Origin of the sequence: Thermocatellispora tengchongensis (assembly GCF_014202315.1) — a bacterium.
Taxonomy (GTDB): Bacteria; Actinomycetota; Actinomycetes; order Streptosporangiales; family Streptosporangiaceae; genus Thermocatellispora; species Thermocatellispora tengchongensis.
This window is the reverse complement of record NZ_JACHGN010000017.1, coordinates 126,517-140,526: the sequence shown is the minus strand read 5'-3', so window position 1 is coordinate 140,526 and position 14,010 is coordinate 126,517. Positions and strand designations below refer to the sequence as shown.

Here is a 14,010-nt window from a genome sequence, read left to right as displayed (position 1 = left end):
TTTCCGATCCCATGGAGGCATGATTCGCCCTTGATGCGAAGTGAGCGTAAATGATAACTATTTTCACCGTCTAGTGTTGATAATGGTTTTCACACCTGGAGGTCCCATGCGCCGCGGCGCTCTCTCCCTCGGCGGGCAGCGCTTCTGGGCGGCGATGAGGCGGTCCCTCATCGCCGTCGTCCCGCTCGCCCTGGTGGCGTCCTGTGGTCAGAGCGACCCCCGTACCGGCACCGCCGTTCCGGCGACCCCGCAAGCCGCCGCGGTGACCCCCGCTCCGGTCACCGCGGTCAGCGCCGCCCTGACCGTCACCGACCCGCACGGCAAGACGTTCACGCTGAAGAAGAAGCCCGAGCGCGTGGTGTGCCTGACCGGCCTGTGCGACGACGCCCTCGTCGAGCTGGGCCTGGCACCGGTGGCCACCACGACCCCCAAGCTGCTGTCCCGCCCCGATTACCTGGGGGCGAAGGGCGCCGACGTCCCCGTCATCCCCGGCAGTTTCGGCGGCGAGGACGTCGCGAAGATCGCCGAGGCGAAGCCGGACCTGGTGATCGGCCTGGCCGGGGTGCACGACCAGCTCAGGACCGCCGTGGAGAAGTTCGCGCCGCTGTGGGTGGTCCAGGTGAAGTCGTACGACGACTCGATCGGCTACCTGCGCGCGCTCGCCCAGCTCACCGACCGGGGGCAGCAGCAGGCGGCGGCCGAGACGCGCTTCCGCGCCAAGCTCGCCGACGGGCTCACCCGGGCCAAGGCCGCAGGGCTGGACAAAAAGCCGGTCCTGGCCATGTACGGCGGCACCGCGATCGGCGTGAACACCACCGAGGACGTGCTGGGCCACTTCATGTCGCAGTTCTTCGCCTACCCCTGGCCCAGCAAGGGCGGCGGCTTCGAGACCGCGCAGGCGTACAGCATCGAGGAGATCCTGGCCAAGGCGCCCCAGGTCATCTTCATCCAGTCCTTCGGCACCTCGGTCAGCGAGCACTACAAGGACAACCCGGTGTGGAAGCGCGTGCCCGCAGTGGCGGCGGGCAAGGTGTACGAGGTGCCGACCGAGCTGTGGGCGTCGGGCCGCGGCACCAGGGCGTTCGGCATCATCCTGGACGAGGCGCTGGCCAAGGCCGCCGGATGAGCACTGCGCTCGACGGGCGCCCGGCGGACACCGCCGGGCGCCCCTTCACGCTCGCGCCATGGGTGGCCGGACTCGGCCTCGCCGCAGTGGCGCTGGCCGGATTGTGCCTGGGCACGCCCTTCGTGTCCCCCCAGAACCTCCTGTCCATCGCGCCGGACTCGATCGCGCACGTCGTGGTCTGGGAGCTGCGCGTCCCACGCGTGCTGATCGGCCTGCTCGGCGGCGCGGCCATCGGCACGGCCGGGCTCCTCCTACAGGAGTCGCTTCGGAACCCGCTCGCCGTCCCGGAGATGCTCGGCGTCTCGACCGGGGCCGCGCTGGCCGTGAGCGTGTGCGTGGTGTGGGCGCTGCCCGTGCCGCCCCCGCTGTACCCGCTGGCGGGCCTGCTGGGCGCCGCGCTCGGCGGGCTGGCCACGCTGGCCGCGGCCCGATCCGGGCGGAGCGCCGGAGGCGTCCTGCTGATCGGCGCCGCCGTCTCGACCGCGATCCAGGCGTTGCTGCTGGCCGTGATGGCCACCGCCGACCGCCTCCAGTACGACATGCTCTTCCGCTATCTCGTCGGCAGCCTGTCCGGCCTGATGTGGGAGCAGACCGCCAGGACGCTGCCGTGGTTCGCCGTCGCGATCCCGCTCATCGTGCTCTGCGTCCCCGCGCTCGGCCTGCTGCGGCTGGGCGACGACGCGGCTGCCTCCCTCGGCAGCCGGGTGAACCGGGCCCGGCTGGGGGTCCTGGCGGTGGCGACCCTGCTGATCGGCGCCGTGACGGGACCCTGCGGTCCCATCGCATGGGTGGGGTTCCTGGCGCCGGTGGTCGCCCGGCGGCTGCGCCCGCACGCGGGGGTCCGGAGCTGGCTGCCGTGGTCGGCCGCGCTGGGCGCACTGGTCACCATGACCGCCGACGTGGCGGCGCGGCTGGCGTTCGCCCCGGTGGAGACCCCTCTTGGCGCGTGGACGGCCCTGGCCGGCGTCCTGACGGGGGCCGTCCTGCTGCGAAAGCGGGGTTCAGCATGACGCTCACGACCAGGCCGGCGCCCGGCGCGCGTACGGCCAGGTTCGGCCGGGTGGCCACGGCGGCGGTGCTGCTCGCGGTGGTCGCGGCCACGCACCTGCTCGTCTCCGGGCAGCCGATCGGCGCCATCGCGGGTCTGCTCGACAGCGCCGCCGACGGCCAGGCCGAGAAGATCGTGTGGGAGCTCGGTGTGCCCCGGCTGCTCACCGCGCTGCTCACCGGGGCGGCCCTGGGCGTCTCCGGGTACGTGCTGCAGGCGACGCTGCGCAATTCACTGGCCGCGCCGGAGTTCTCCGGCGTGAACCCCGGCGCGGTGCTCGGCATCCTGGGCGGGCTCACCCTCGGCCTGTTCCCCGCCGACTCCGCGGCCGGTGCCCTGCTCGCCGCGCTGGCCGGGGGCGCGCTGGGCGGCGGGGTCACCTGGTTGCTCTCGGCCGGCCGCGATCCGGCCCATCTGGTGGTCCACGGCCTGCTGGGCAGCGCGCTGCTGGCCGGGCTGACCACGATGCTGCTGGCCTACCAGCCCAGCAGGTTCGGTAACGCGCTGCGCTGGCTGATCGGCTCGGTGGAGGGGCGGGTGTGGGAACACCTGACCTTCGCCTCCTGGTGGATCGCCGGCGGCATCGCCCTGGCGTGGGCCTGCTCGGGCCTGCTGGCCGTCCTGGCGCCCAGCGACGATCACGCCGCCTCGCTCGGCCTGCACCCCGCCCTCGGCCGGGCCATCGCGCTGACCGTGGCCATCGCGCTGACCGCCGGCGCGGCCAGCCTGGCGGGGGCGATCGCCTTCGTCGGTCTGGTCGCCCCGCACGTCGCCCGCAGGCTGGGCGGCCGCGTCCTGACCGCCGCCGTCGCCGGGGCCGTCGCGCTCGCAGGCGCGGACAGCCTCGCCCAGCTCGCCGGGCATTTTCTCAACGGCACGCACCGGCTCGGCGTCCCGGCCGGTGTGATCACCGCACTGGCCGGCTCCGCCGTCCTGATCAGACTGGGAAGATCTCAATGAGCGTGATGGTCCAGGACCTGCACTTCTCGTACGCCACCCGCCCGGTCCTGGCCGGGATCGACCTGACCGTCGAAGCCGGCGAGTTCGTCGCCCTGGTCGGCGTGAACGGGTGCGGCAAGAGCACGCTGCTGCGCCTGATCGCGGGCCTGCTCAAGCCGTCGTCCGGCCGGATCCTGCTCGGCGGTACGGAGCTGGCGTCCCTGTCGCGCCGGCAGGTGGCCCAGCGGCTGGCGGTCCTGCACCAGACCCTGCCGCCCGTCCCGGCGCTCACCGTCCGCGAGCTCGTGCGGCAGGGACGGTATCCGCACCGGGGACCGCTGGGGCTGCTGTGGGAGTCGGACTCCATGGACGAGGCGCTGGAACTGGCCGGAGTCGCCCATCTCGCCGACCGCGTCCTCGACACGCTGTCGGGGGGCGAGCGCCAGCGCGTACGGCTCGCGCTCGCCGTGGCCCAGAACACCGGCATCCTGCTCCTGGACGAGCCGACCGCCCACCTGGACATCCGCCACCAGTTGGAGGTCCTCGAACTCGTGCGCACCCTGCGCGAGGCGCGCGGCCTCACCGTCGTGACCGTCCTGCACGAACTGGACCACGCGGCCCGCTTCGCCGAACGCATCGTCGCACTCCACGAGGGACGGGTCTGGGCCGACGGCAAGCCGACAGAGGTGATCACACCGCAACTCCTGGCCGACGTGTTCGGCGTGGCCGGGCGGGTGGTCATGGACGAACTGCACGGGACCCCTCGCTGCCTGCTGGATGCGGCCCTCTGACAATGTAACGATGTTACACGGCCAGCTTTCCGAGTAGTTCGGCCAGCAGTGCCCGCTCGCCTCCGGTGAGCGGCACGCCTTCGGACTGGGCCGAGAGCGTGACGAGCAGGGTCAGCGCCTGCCGGGCGAGGCCGTCGCGCCGCTCGGCCGGGTGGCCGTATCCGGAGATGACCGAGGCGAAGACGGCGTCGCGCACACGCTGGGACAGGTGCTCGGCGCCGGGCGCCTCGGGCTCGGTGATGAGGGTGAGGGTCGTGCCGACGGTGGCCGAGTGGACGATGTGCACCACCTCGGGGGTTGGCAGCAGCAGGCGTCCGGCCTCGGCGATGCGCCGGACCAGCTCGGTCAGGATCTCCTCGCCCTCCAGGGCGGCCGGGTGTCGCTTGGCGGGGCGGGGCGTGCCGTACATGAGCGCGTAGAAGGCCGGGTGGGTGACGCCGAACTCGACGTGGCCGTCCCAGCCGCGGCACAGGTCGGCCACAGGGTCACCGGAGGGCGCGCGCTTGCGCTTCTCCTCCAGGTAGCGCTCGAAGCCGGCGGTGACGACGGCTTCGAGCAGGCCGTCCTTGTCGCCGAAGTGGTGGTAGACCGTCGGGGCCTTGACGCCGGCCCGCTCGCACACGTCGCGGACCGAGACGCCCTCGACGCCTTTGGACTCCAGCAGCTCGATGGTGACGTCGAGGATGCGCTGACGTGGAGCCGGCTCCTTGCTCATAACGCGATTATACGCATTTGCCATCGCTCCTAGAACAGCGTTATACATACTCTCGTTATAGAGGTTGTTTAGCGAAGTTACAGGAGCGTGCTCATGGACACCTGCCCCAGCAGACGGGCCTGGCTGAGCGGACTCGGCCGCGCCGGGCCGGCCCCGATGCTCGCGGCCCGCCGGACGGCCGTGCTGCTCTGCGCCGCCGTGGCCGCGCTGCTGATGACCGCGGGCGAGGCCGCGGCGCACCCGCCCGGATCCACCGCACTGGTTTTGGACGTCCGTCCCGACGGCGTCTCCGGAGCCGTCCACCTGCCCGAGGATCAACTGGAGCTGGCCTGGAAGCCCGAGGACGGCCCGCTGGCCGCCTACCTCGCCGATCGCCTGACGGTGCGGGGGCCGAACGGGATCTGGCAGGAGACCTTCGGCGCCCCCACCGCGACGACCGTGAACGCCGAGCCGGCGATCAGCGTGCCGTTCCGCCTCCGGCCGCCGGGGGAGCCCGACACCAGCGACCTGACCGTTGCCGCCGACGTCATCCTGCGCGAGGTGCTCACCCACGACGTGCACCTCTACCTCGGACGGACCGGCGGCACGCTGGACGAACCCCGGCTGCGGCCGGCCGGCACCTTCAACCACCACACCGGCAGCCTCACCGTCTCCGGGCCGGACGGCGGCTTCGCGGCCACCCTCCTCGCCGGCACCGCCCACGTCCTGGAGGGCTTCGACCACCTGCTCTTCCTGGCCATGCTCCTGCTGCCCGCCCCGGCGATCGGACGTTCGCTCGAGGTGGTCACCGCGTTCACCGTGGGGCACTCGCTCACCCTGGCCGGGGTCACGCTGGGCGGCTGGCAGTTCGACACCCGGTGGGTCGAGGTCGTCATCGCCCTGTCGGTCGCCGCCTCCGCCGTGCACGCCTGGCGTCCGCGCGTCCGCGGCGGCGAGGTGCCGCTCGCCGCGGGCTTCGGCCTGGTGCACGGCATGGCCTTCGCCGGTCTGCTGCGCGACCTCGGCGGCGGGCCCGACCCGCTGACCCTGCTGGCCTTCAACCTCGGCGTGGAGCTGGCCCAGCTCCTGGTGGTGGCGCTGGTCCTGCCGTCACTGCTGGTCCTGGCCAAGGGCCGCCACTACGCCCGCGTACGCCAGGCCGCCGCGGCGGCGGGCCTGGCCTTCGCCCTGACCTGGGCCGCAGAACGCGCCATCGGCTGGACCAACCCGCTGCAGCCGGTCGTGGACGTCCTGACCGCCCACCCGGCGATCGTCGCCGTCGCACTGGCGGCGCTCGCGGTCGCCGACCTCTTCCGCAGAACCGCCATCTGGAGAACGTCATGAGAAAAGCCCTGGCAGGAATCGCCCTGCTCGCCACCGCCTGCTCCGCACAGCCGGCCACGGCCCCCGCGCCGAGCCTGCCCCAGAGCCGGCCCAACCCGGTGACCGGCGGCCCCACCGTCGAGGGGGCCACCGAGACGGTGGTCGCCGCCGCCGAGACCTTCCTGGCCACGCTCTCCGCCGAGCAGCGTGAGAACGTGCTCTACGACCGCGACGACCTGGCGACCATGCGTGAATGGTCGAACCTGCCCGTGGGCCGCGACGGCAGCCGCAACGGGCTGCGCATCGGCGATCTCTCGCAGGAGCAGCAGGCCGCCGCGATGGGCGTGGCCGAGGCCATGCTGTCGGAGGACGGCTTCGCCGAGTTGCAGGGCATCATCGCCGCGGGGAACGTGCTCAACCAGCGCGGCGGCGGGAACACCTCCTTCGGCTCCGAACTCAACTTCATCGCCTTCTTCGGCCGGCCCAGCCGGACCGAGCGCTTCACCGTCCAGATCGGCGGCCACCATCTGGGCGTGACGACCACCTACGCCGGTGGCCGCGTCAGCCCCACCCCCGCCTTCACCGGGGTCGATCCGCGCTGGTTCGAGGTCGCGGGCCGGCGAGTGGAACCGCTCCGCGACGAGGCCGACTCGGTCTTCTCCCTGCTGGCCGCCCTTCCCCCCGAGGTGCGGGATCGGGCCCGGCTGGAGGGCGTCTTCTCCGACATCATGGTCGGCGCGGGAGACGACGGCCGCTTCCCCGCCCCCGCTCAGGGCGTGCGGGTCTCGGACCTGCCCGCGGCGCAGCAGGAGCAGGTCACCGCCCTGATCCGCAACTGGGTGGGCGACAGCGACGAGCGGGTCGCCGAGGCGCTGATGCGGGAGTACGTCTCCCAGTACGGCTCCACCCACCTCGCCTGGGGAGGCTCCATCCGGCCGGACGACCAGGGGGCCTACCTGCGGCTCGACGGCCCGCGGTTGTGGATCGAGTTCTCCAACCAGGAGCAGACCGGCAGCGGCGACGAGGTCCACTACCACTCGATCTTCCGCGACAAGCAGAGCGACTACGGGGTCTCATCATGAACGACAGGGTCGCCCTCGTCACGGGCGGCTCCCGTGGCATCGGCCGTGCGGTCGCGACGCGGCTGGCGTCAGACGGCTTCTCCGTGGTCGTCGGCTATGCCGGCAACGCCGACAAGGCCGCGTCGGTGGTGGCGGAGATCTCCTCGGCCGGGCGGAACGCGATCGCGGCGCGCGCGGACGTCGCCGACGAGACCGCCGTGACGGCCATGTTCGACCTGGCCGAGCAGACCTACGGCGGCCTCGACGTCGTCGTGCACGCGGCGGGAATCGTGGGGCTGGCTCCGCTGGCCGATATGGACCTGGCCGTCCTCGACCGTGTCGTCAGGACCAACCTCCGCGGCACCTTCGTGGTGGACCAGCAGGCCGTCCGCCGGGTACGGCGGGGCGGCGCGATCATCAACCTGTCCAGCTCGATCGTGGGCCTGGCCTTCCCCGCCTACGGGGCGTACGCGGCCACCAAGGGCGGCGTGGAGGCGCTGACCCTGATCCTCGCTCGCGAGCTGCGCGGCCGTGACGTCACGGTCAACGCGGTGGCCCCGGGCCCCACCGCCACCGACCTGTTCCTGAAGGGCAAGGACGAGGAGGCCGTCGCCCGCCTGGCCGCCCAGCCGCCGTTGGAGCGCCTGGGCACGCCACACGACGTCGCCGAGGTCGTCGCGTTCCTGGCGGGCCCCGCTGGCCGGTGGGTCAACGGGCAGGTTTTGCGCGTCAACGGAGGAATCGTCTGACCGTTCCGTGACTTCACGGCCGGGGCGCCTGCGAACGCCTCGGCCGTGAGCCATGCCCGCGAGCCGGCGACCAATCCGCCGGACCCAGGGGACCGCCGGCTCAGGCCCGGCTGAGCGCCCGCCCCGCCTGCCTGGCGATCTCTCGCAGCCAGCCGTGCGCCGGATCGCCGTCGACCCGGGGATGCCAGGCCATGCCGTAGAGGAAGGGGGAGAACTCGGCGGGCATCTCCAGAAGGCGCAGGCCGGCATCGGCGTCGTACCGCTCGGCCAGCCGGCGAGGCAGCGTGGCCACCAGCGACGTGCCCGGCAGCGCGGTGACCGCGGCGGAGAAGTACGGCACCCGCAGGCCGGACGGCCGGCGATGACCGAGCTGGGCCAGCCGTTGCTCGACCACGGTCTGCTCCTCGCCGAAGATGACCACCACGACGTGCGGGAAGGAGAGGAAGTCCGCCAGCGACATGCGATAGCCGGTCACCGGGTGGTCGGCCGAGACCACGCAGACCAGGTCCTCCTCGAACAACACCTCCCACCGCAACTGCTTGGGCGGCTGGACGCCGAGGATCGCCAGGTCCAGCCGGCCGCTGTCGAGGTCGGCGAAGGTCTGCTCGTCCAGCGGCTTGGCGGTGAGCGACACACCGGGCGCCTGATGGAACAGCGGCTGGAAGATGCCGGGGCCGAGCAGCGTGGTCGCGTAGTCGGTGAGCGCGATGCGGAAGGAGTCGGTGGCGGCGGCCGGGTCGAAGGAGCCGCCGCGCAGCAGGGCGTCCAATCGGGGCAGGATGTCGGCCAGCTCGTGCTGGATCGACCGGGCCCGGGGAGTGAGCGTGTAGCCCTGCGGAGCTCGTACGAGCAGTTCGTCGCCGAACATGGCGCGCAGCCGCTGCAAGGTGCGGCTCATCGCCGGTTGGCTCAGGTGCATCCGCTCGGCGGCCCGGGAGATGTGCCGCTCCTCCAGCAGCACGGCCAGCGTTTCGAGCAGATTGAGATCATGCGCCATGCGCATATCCTACGTGCATAACATGCATTGGACGCATGCCCCTGTTGTGGGTCAAGCTCCATGGCATGACTCAAGACGGACCCACTCGACGCGATGTGCTCAAGGCGGGCGCGACCGCCGCCGCGATCACCCCGGTGCTGACCCAGCCCGTTCTGGCCGGAGCGGCGGCTCCTTCCGGCGCGATCACCCTGCTCGTGAACGGCGAACGCCATCAGGTCGAGGTGGAGGCGCGGGTGACCCTGCTCGACGCGCTCCGCGAGCGGCTGGCCTTGACCGGCACCAAGAAGGGCTGTGACCGAGGCGAGTGCGGCGCCTGCACGGTCCTGGCCGACGGCAAGCGCATCAAGTCCTGCCTGACGCTGGCCGTCATGCAGGAAGGCCGCGAGATCACCACCATCGAGGGCCTGGCCGAGGGCGATGAGCTCCACCCGATGCAGGCCGCTTTCCTCAAGCACGACGCCTTCCAGTGCGGCATCTGCACGCCGGGGCAGATCATGTCCGCGGTCGCCTGCGTCGCCGAGGGCCACGCGGGCTCCGACCAGGAGGTCCGCGACTGGATGAGCGGCAACCTGTGCCGGTGCAGTTGCTATCCGAACATCGTCGACGCGATCCGCGAGGCGGCCGGCCGATGAAGCTCTTCGACTACGTACGCGCCACCAGCACCGGCGACGCGGTCTCCGCCGGGGGCGACTACATCGCCGGGGGAACCGACCTGCTCAACCTGATGAAGGACGGCGTCGAGGCCCCGGACCGGGTCGTCGACATCAACGCCCTGCCGCTCGGCGGGATCAGCCTGGACGCGGGCGTGCTGCGCATCGGCGCGCTGGCCCGGATGGCCGAGGTCGCCGCCCACCCGGCCGTGCGACACCGGCTCCCCGTCATCTCGCAGGCCCTGCTGGACTCGGCCTCGCCCCAGATCCGCAACATGGCGTCCATCAGCGGCAACCTGCTCCAGCGCACCCGCTGCTGGTACTTCCGCGACACCGCGTTCGCCTGTCACAAGCGGCGGCCGGGCAGCGGCTGCCCCGCCCAGGACGGGCAGAACCGATGGCACGCCATCCTGGGCGGCAGCGACCGCTGCATCGCCGTGCACGCCTCCGACCTGGCGGTCGCGCTGACCGCGCTGGAGGCGACCGTGGTGACGCATCGGCGGCGCATCCCGATCTCCGAGTTCTACCTGCTGCCCGAGGGCACGCCCGAACGGGAGAACGTGCTCGAAAGCGGGGAACTGATCACCGGGATCGAGGTGCCGGTGACCACTTTGGCGAGCCGTTCCCGCTACCTGAAGCTGCGAGACCGGGCCACCTTCGAGTTCGCCGTGGTCTCCGTGGCGGCGGCCGTACGGCTGCGCGGCGGCGAGGTCGACGACGTGCGGCTGGCCTTCGGCGGGGTGGCGCCGCGGCCCTGGCGCTCCCCCGAGGCCGAGGCCGCGCTCAAGGGCGGCCCGCTCACCGACGAGCGCATCAGGGCCGCCGGACAGGCCCTGGTCCGCGACGCGCGACCGCGCGAGCACAACGCGTTCAAGGTCGAGCTGGTGCAGCGTGCGCTCGCCCAGATCCTGGGAGGATTTCGATGATCGTCGGCAGGCCCATGTCCCGTATCGACGGCTTCGCCAAGGTGACTGGCCGCGCCCGGTACGCGGCCGACCAGCAGGTCCGTGGAGTGCTGCACGCCTACCTGGTGATGAGCACGGTCGCCAGAGGCCGGATCACCGCCGTGAACACCGCCGGCGCCGAGGCCGCGCCCGGCGTGATCGCCGTGTTCACCCACCTGAACATGCCCCGGCTCACCGTGCCCGCCCCGACCCACGGGTTCTTCAAGCGCTACCTGCCGATGCAGAGCCCCGACGTGCACCACCAGGGGCAACCCGTCGCGCTGGTCGTGGCGCGCACGCTTGAGGAGGCCCAGCACGCCGCGACCCTCGTCGAGGTCGCCTATGACGCGCGACGCCCCCAGTCCCGGCTGGAAGAGGTGATGAACGAGGCGTTCGTCCCGCCGCCCGGCTCCGACGGTCCCAACGAGCTCACCCGCGGCGACGTCGCCGCCGGGATGGCACAGGCACAGGTGCGGCTGGAGGCCGCCTTCCACACCCCGATCCACCACCACAACCCCATCGAACCCTCGGCGACCCAGGCCATCTGGGACGGCGACCGGCTCACGGTCTTCGAGTCCACCCAGAGCCTGATGAACACCCGCCATTCGCTCTCCCAGGCGTTCGGGATACCGCTGGAGAACGTCCGGGTGCTGTCCCCGTTCCTCGGCGGCGGCTTCGGCGCCAAGGGCCCGGTCTGGCCGCACACGATCCTCACCGCGGCCGTCGCCCGGCGGCTGCGCCGGCCGGTCAAACTGGTGCTGTCCCGGGCCCACACCTACACCTCCAACGGCCACCGCGCCGAGACCGTCCAGTCGCTCCGCCTCGGCGCCCGGCGCGACGGCAGGATCACCGCCCTGGAGCACATCGTCACGCAGCAGGTCTCCAGGACCGAGCAGACGCAGTTCAACAGCAGCGAGCCCACCCGCATGCTGTACGCCATCCCCAACCTGCGCAGCGTGCAGCGGGTGGCCCGCCTGGACCTGCCCGCGCAGAGCTTCATGCGCTCGCCCGAGGCCGTCACCGCCCACGCTCTGGAGTGCACGCTGGACGAGCTCGCCTACGAGCTCGACCTCGACCCGATCGAGGTACGGCTGCGCAACCACGCCGACGTCAACCCCGAGGACGGCCGCCCCTGGGGCAGCAAGTACCTGCGCGAGTGCTACCGGATCGGCGCCGAACGCTTCGGCTGGTCGCGCCGCGACCCACGACCCGGCTCGATGCGCGACGGCGACATGCTGGTCGGCTGGGGCATGGCCACCGCCGCCCACACCGCCGGAGGCCGCCCCGGGTCCGGCGTCACCGTCACCCTCGGCACCGACGGCAAGGCGACCGTCCGCTCCGCCACCCAGGACATCGGCACCGGCACCTACACCGTCATGACCCAGATCGCCGCCGACGTGCTCGGCCTGCCCGTCTACGACGTCTCCTTCCAACTCGGCGACTCCGACTTCCCCGAGGCCTACACCTCCGGCGCCTCGGCGACCGTGCCCACCGTCGGCAGCGGCGTCAACCTGGCCGGCACCCGCGCCCTGGAGCGACTCATGGCGCTCGCCACCGCCGCCGGCCCGCTCCAGGGCCTGCCCGCCGCCCGCGTCGCCGCGGCCGACGGCTACCTCTTCGACCGCGAGCAGCCCCGCCGCCGCGTCAGCCATCGCGCCGTCCTGCGCGCCCACGGCCGGCCGATCGAGGTCACGCTCACCCCTCCGGCCGCCCCCCTCGGCTACTCCACAGGCGCCACCTTCGCCGAGGTCCGCATCGACCCGCGGACCGGCCGCGTCCACGTCAGCCGCATCGTCGGCGTCTTCGACCCCGGACGGGTCCTCAACCGCAAGACCCTGCGCAGCCAGGCCATCGGCGGCGCCATCTGGGCCATCGGATTCACACTCAGCGAGCACACCCTGGTCGACCCCGCGACCGCGCGCATCGTCAACGCCAACCTGTCCGGATACCTCGTGCCCGTCAACGCCGACGTGCCCCACATCGACGTCTCGTTCATCGACAAGCCCGACCCGGCGAGCGCCGCGCTCGGAGCACGCGGATTCGGCGAGACACCGATGACAGGCGTGACCGCCGCCATCGCCAACGCCGTCTTCCACGCCACCGGCCGCCGGATCCGCACCCTGCCCATCACCCAGGACCGGCTGTTGTGAGCAGGCCGCAGGCCACCGCGACGGCGTGCTGATCGCGGACGATACCGGCTTGAGGTGCTTGTCGCCCTGTGGCCGCGCCGGCTGCGCCATGAGCGAGGCCATGCCGGCGCGGGCCGGCGCGGGCCGGCTCGCGCCGGATCATACGGTTCTCGCCTCACGCTTCCGAGATTCGGCGAATCCCCGATCCCAAAGCCTCGCGCCGTCCGCACCGCCAGGCCGTCGATCCCTCCGAACCGCCGACGACTGATTCTGATCGCTCGACCACACCGCGTCCGTGCGGGCGCAGGTCCACCACCCTGATCACACCTCGGCCGCACCGGATGCAGTCCGGCATCCCGTCGCCGGCATGCATGCGGACCTGCAGTTCATCGCCCATTGCCCGGCCGTGAAGCGGGGAATGCACCGGTGGCGTCGCGGCCGGCTCGGCGCCGGATGAGCGCAAGGTCGGCTTGCATCGCCCAGACGTCGTCGGCGCCGCACCCCGCGTGTCAGCCGGGCGTACTCCTGATGCGCGGCCTGCCGCCGAGACGCGCAGCGCGCCGGCGATCAGCGGTCACGGCACCGGCGCCGCCCGGCCGCGGGCCCGGTCCAGGTCGGCCGGGCGCTCGGCGTCGAGCTCGGCCAGGAGGCGCTCACGGCGGGCGGCGGCCACGGCGATGACCGCGACGTCCGCCATCGCGTCGACGCCCGGGTCGAGGCGGGCGGCGTGCAGGCCGCGCTGACCACCACCCGCCTCCCGTCGACCGGGACATCCGTGACCGTCGGGCCGGCGTAGCCGTGCGCCCGGCCGGTCAGCGCCCCGCACACCGGGCACGGCACCGGCTCGCCGCGCGTCCGGGCCATCACCCGAATGAGGTCGCTCTCGTCCCTTACATCCTCGATGGCCAGGGCAGACAGCCCTTCAAACGTCACGCCCACAAGATCGTCGATCTTCAGCATGGTCCAGCCTGGCTGGCGAGCACCCAGCGCTACCACCGATTACGGGACAGAGCCGTCAACCCCTGGACCCACCCGTGCCTTGCGCGAGTGTGGCCTCGCGTTCGAGCGAGATGTCCCGCAGAAGCGCGGTGTCCTGGTAGAACGAACGCTTCTTGGTGATCTTGCCGTTCACCACGTCGACCAGTTCGAGGACGGTCATCGTCCACCGGTTTCCATGGATGTCGGTACCGCTGTTGGTGGCCACCACCACGACGCGGGTCGGGCCGTCGGCGATCAGCTCGTCGATGCTGATCGCTGCGATGTCCAGCCCGGTCAGCCGGTGCATCCGCTGCCGCGCCGGCCCGATGGCGGCTCCCTTGTGGATGCCGCTGTCGGGGTGGCCCCAGTTGAGTTCGACTTCCTGCTCATCGGCCAGCTCCCTGATGGTGGCGAAGTCCGGGCCGCCGGGCACGCGAAGGACGGCCTCGTAAAAGCGGCGGACCACGTCCTTGTTCAGCTCGGCCTGGGTGGGATGTTCATTCGACATGACAAAGTCTCTTTCCTGCAAAGGCGTCCGGGTTTGGCGGGGAGCCGGAATGCCGGGTGTGGAGGCACGCCCG

The 14,010-nt window shown here is 72.1% G+C and carries 14 protein-coding genes and 1 pseudogene; 10 read left to right on the top strand and 5 right to left on the bottom strand.

Going from position 1 to position 14,010, the window contains the following annotated elements; genetic code table 11:
- The first annotated feature begins 106 nt into the window (after positions 1–106).
- The 4 genes from HNP84_RS34460 to HNP84_RS34445 are packed head-to-tail and all read left to right on the top strand — an operon-like array spanning position 107 to position 3,904.
- The gene (locus HNP84_RS34460; RefSeq protein WP_185054236.1) at positions 107–1,126 is read left to right on the top strand and encodes an ABC transporter substrate-binding protein; all 1,020 of its coding nucleotides are present in this window, start codon (positions 107–109) and stop codon (positions 1,124–1,126) included.
- Positions 1,123–2,136 (top strand): FecCD family ABC transporter permease, encoded by a 1,014-nt coding sequence (locus HNP84_RS34455; protein ID WP_185054235.1) that lies wholly within the window; start codon positions 1,123–1,125, stop codon positions 2,134–2,136. The genes HNP84_RS34460 and HNP84_RS34455 overlap by 4 nt, the downstream gene beginning before the upstream one ends.
- Positions 2,133–3,134, top strand: a complete 1,002-nt coding sequence (locus HNP84_RS34450; protein WP_185054234.1) for a FecCD family ABC transporter permease — start codon at positions 2,133–2,135, stop codon at positions 3,132–3,134. The genes HNP84_RS34455 and HNP84_RS34450 overlap by 4 nt, the downstream gene beginning before the upstream one ends.
- Positions 3,131–3,904, top strand: coding sequence for an ABC transporter ATP-binding protein (locus HNP84_RS34445; protein ID WP_185054233.1), 774 nt, complete (start codon positions 3,131–3,133; stop codon positions 3,902–3,904). The genes HNP84_RS34450 and HNP84_RS34445 overlap by 4 nt, the downstream gene beginning before the upstream one ends.
- A gap of 13 nt (positions 3,905–3,917) precedes the next feature.
- Here HNP84_RS34445 and HNP84_RS34440 read toward each other — a convergent pair whose 3' ends face one another.
- The gene (locus tag HNP84_RS34440; RefSeq protein ID WP_185054232.1) at positions 3,918–4,619 is read right to left on the bottom strand and encodes a TetR/AcrR family transcriptional regulator; all 702 of its coding nucleotides are present in this window, start codon (positions 4,617–4,619) and stop codon (positions 3,918–3,920) included.
- Positions 4,620–4,712: 93 nt separating this feature from the next.
- Here HNP84_RS34440 and HNP84_RS34435 point away from each other — a divergent pair, with 93 nt between their 5' ends.
- Genes HNP84_RS34435 through HNP84_RS34425 form a run of 3 tightly spaced genes read left to right on the top strand, consistent with a single transcriptional unit; the run spans position 4,713 to position 7,731 of the window.
- Positions 4,713–5,942 (top strand): HupE/UreJ family protein, encoded by a 1,230-nt coding sequence (locus HNP84_RS34435; protein ID WP_185054231.1) that lies wholly within the window; start codon positions 4,713–4,715, stop codon positions 5,940–5,942.
- The gene (locus HNP84_RS34430) at positions 5,939–7,003 is read left to right on the top strand and encodes a DUF3500 domain-containing protein (RefSeq protein WP_185054230.1); all 1,065 of its coding nucleotides are present in this window, start codon (positions 5,939–5,941) and stop codon (positions 7,001–7,003) included. The genes HNP84_RS34435 and HNP84_RS34430 overlap by 4 nt, the downstream gene beginning before the upstream one ends.
- Positions 7,000–7,731: an SDR family oxidoreductase gene (locus HNP84_RS34425; RefSeq protein ID WP_185054229.1), complete on the top strand. Its 732-nt coding sequence runs from the start codon at positions 7,000–7,002 to the stop codon at positions 7,729–7,731. The genes HNP84_RS34430 and HNP84_RS34425 overlap by 4 nt, the downstream gene beginning before the upstream one ends.
- A 100-nt stretch (positions 7,732–7,831) precedes the next feature.
- Here HNP84_RS34425 and HNP84_RS34420 read toward each other — a convergent pair whose 3' ends face one another.
- A complete protein-coding gene (locus tag HNP84_RS34420) occupies positions 7,832–8,728 on the bottom strand; it encodes a LysR family transcriptional regulator (RefSeq protein ID WP_185054228.1) in 897 nt (298 codons plus the stop codon).
- A 65-nt stretch (positions 8,729–8,793) separates the two neighbouring features.
- On the opposite strand from HNP84_RS34420, the gene HNP84_RS34415 reads away from it, so the two are divergent.
- Genes HNP84_RS34415 through HNP84_RS34405 form a run of 3 tightly spaced genes read left to right on the top strand, consistent with a single transcriptional unit; the run spans position 8,794 to position 12,472 of the window.
- Entirely contained in the window at positions 8,794–9,360 is a 567-nt protein-coding gene (locus HNP84_RS34415) for a (2Fe-2S)-binding protein (protein ID WP_185054227.1), read from the top strand.
- Positions 9,357–10,304 (top strand): FAD binding domain-containing protein, encoded by a 948-nt coding sequence (locus tag HNP84_RS34410; protein ID WP_185054226.1) that lies wholly within the window; start codon positions 9,357–9,359, stop codon positions 10,302–10,304. The genes HNP84_RS34415 and HNP84_RS34410 overlap by 4 nt, the downstream gene beginning before the upstream one ends.
- A complete protein-coding gene (locus HNP84_RS34405) occupies positions 10,301–12,472 on the top strand; it encodes a xanthine dehydrogenase family protein molybdopterin-binding subunit (protein ID WP_221337138.1) in 2,172 nt (723 codons plus the stop codon). The genes HNP84_RS34410 and HNP84_RS34405 overlap by 4 nt, the downstream gene beginning before the upstream one ends.
- A gap of 553 nt (positions 12,473–13,025) precedes the next feature.
- Here HNP84_RS34405 and HNP84_RS55450 read toward each other — a convergent pair.
- The 3 genes and pseudogenes from HNP84_RS55450 to HNP84_RS34400 all read right to left on the bottom strand — a co-directional run bounded on the left by HNP84_RS55450 (position 13,026) and on the right by HNP84_RS34400 (position 13,958).
- Positions 13,026–13,148 (bottom strand): hypothetical protein, encoded by a 123-nt coding sequence (locus HNP84_RS55450; RefSeq protein WP_281396386.1) that lies wholly within the window; start codon positions 13,146–13,148, stop codon positions 13,026–13,028.
- A gap of 44 nt (positions 13,149–13,192) precedes the next feature.
- Positions 13,193–13,411 (bottom strand): annotated as a pseudogene (locus HNP84_RS53880) (ISL3 family transposase); the annotation flags it as partial.
- A gap of 55 nt (positions 13,412–13,466) precedes the next feature.
- Complete coding sequence (locus HNP84_RS34400; protein ID WP_185054225.1) at positions 13,467–13,958, bottom strand: nuclear transport factor 2 family protein; 492 nt, start codon at positions 13,956–13,958, stop codon at positions 13,467–13,469.
- Positions 13,959–14,010: the final 52 nt, after the last annotated feature.

Bases quoted from the DNA above. Each gene is read 5' to 3' on its own strand.
- HNP84_RS34445 (WP_185054233.1), top strand. From the start codon at position 3,131: ATGAGCGTGATGGTCCAGGACCTGCACTTCTCGTACGCCACCCGCCCG.
- HNP84_RS34440 (WP_185054232.1), bottom strand. From the start codon at position 4,619: ATGAGCAAGGAGCCGGCTCCACGTCAGCGCATCCTCGACGTCACCATC.
- HNP84_RS34430 (WP_185054230.1), top strand. From the start codon at position 5,939: ATGAGAAAAGCCCTGGCAGGAATCGCCCTGCTCGCCACCGCCTGCTCC.
- HNP84_RS34405 (WP_221337138.1), top strand. From the start codon at position 10,301: ATGATCGTCGGCAGGCCCATGTCCCGTATCGACGGCTTCGCCAAGGTG.
- HNP84_RS34460 (WP_185054236.1), top strand. From the start codon at position 107: ATGCGCCGCGGCGCTCTCTCCCTCGGCGGGCAGCGCTTCTGGGCGGCG.
- HNP84_RS34415 (WP_185054227.1), top strand. From the start codon at position 8,794: ATGACTCAAGACGGACCCACTCGACGCGATGTGCTCAAGGCGGGCGCG.
- HNP84_RS34450 (WP_185054234.1), top strand. From the start codon at position 2,133: ATGACGCTCACGACCAGGCCGGCGCCCGGCGCGCGTACGGCCAGGTTC.
- HNP84_RS34455 (WP_185054235.1), top strand. From the start codon at position 1,123: ATGAGCACTGCGCTCGACGGGCGCCCGGCGGACACCGCCGGGCGCCCC.
- HNP84_RS55450 (WP_281396386.1), bottom strand. From the start codon at position 13,148: ATGGCGGACGTCGCGGTCATCGCCGTGGCCGCCGCCCGCCGTGAGCGC.
- HNP84_RS34410 (WP_185054226.1), top strand. From the start codon at position 9,357: ATGAAGCTCTTCGACTACGTACGCGCCACCAGCACCGGCGACGCGGTC.
- HNP84_RS34435 (WP_185054231.1), top strand. From the start codon at position 4,713: ATGGACACCTGCCCCAGCAGACGGGCCTGGCTGAGCGGACTCGGCCGC.
- HNP84_RS34425 (WP_185054229.1), top strand. From the start codon at position 7,000: ATGAACGACAGGGTCGCCCTCGTCACGGGCGGCTCCCGTGGCATCGGC.
- HNP84_RS34420 (WP_185054228.1), bottom strand. From the start codon at position 8,728: ATGGCGCATGATCTCAATCTGCTCGAAACGCTGGCCGTGCTGCTGGAG.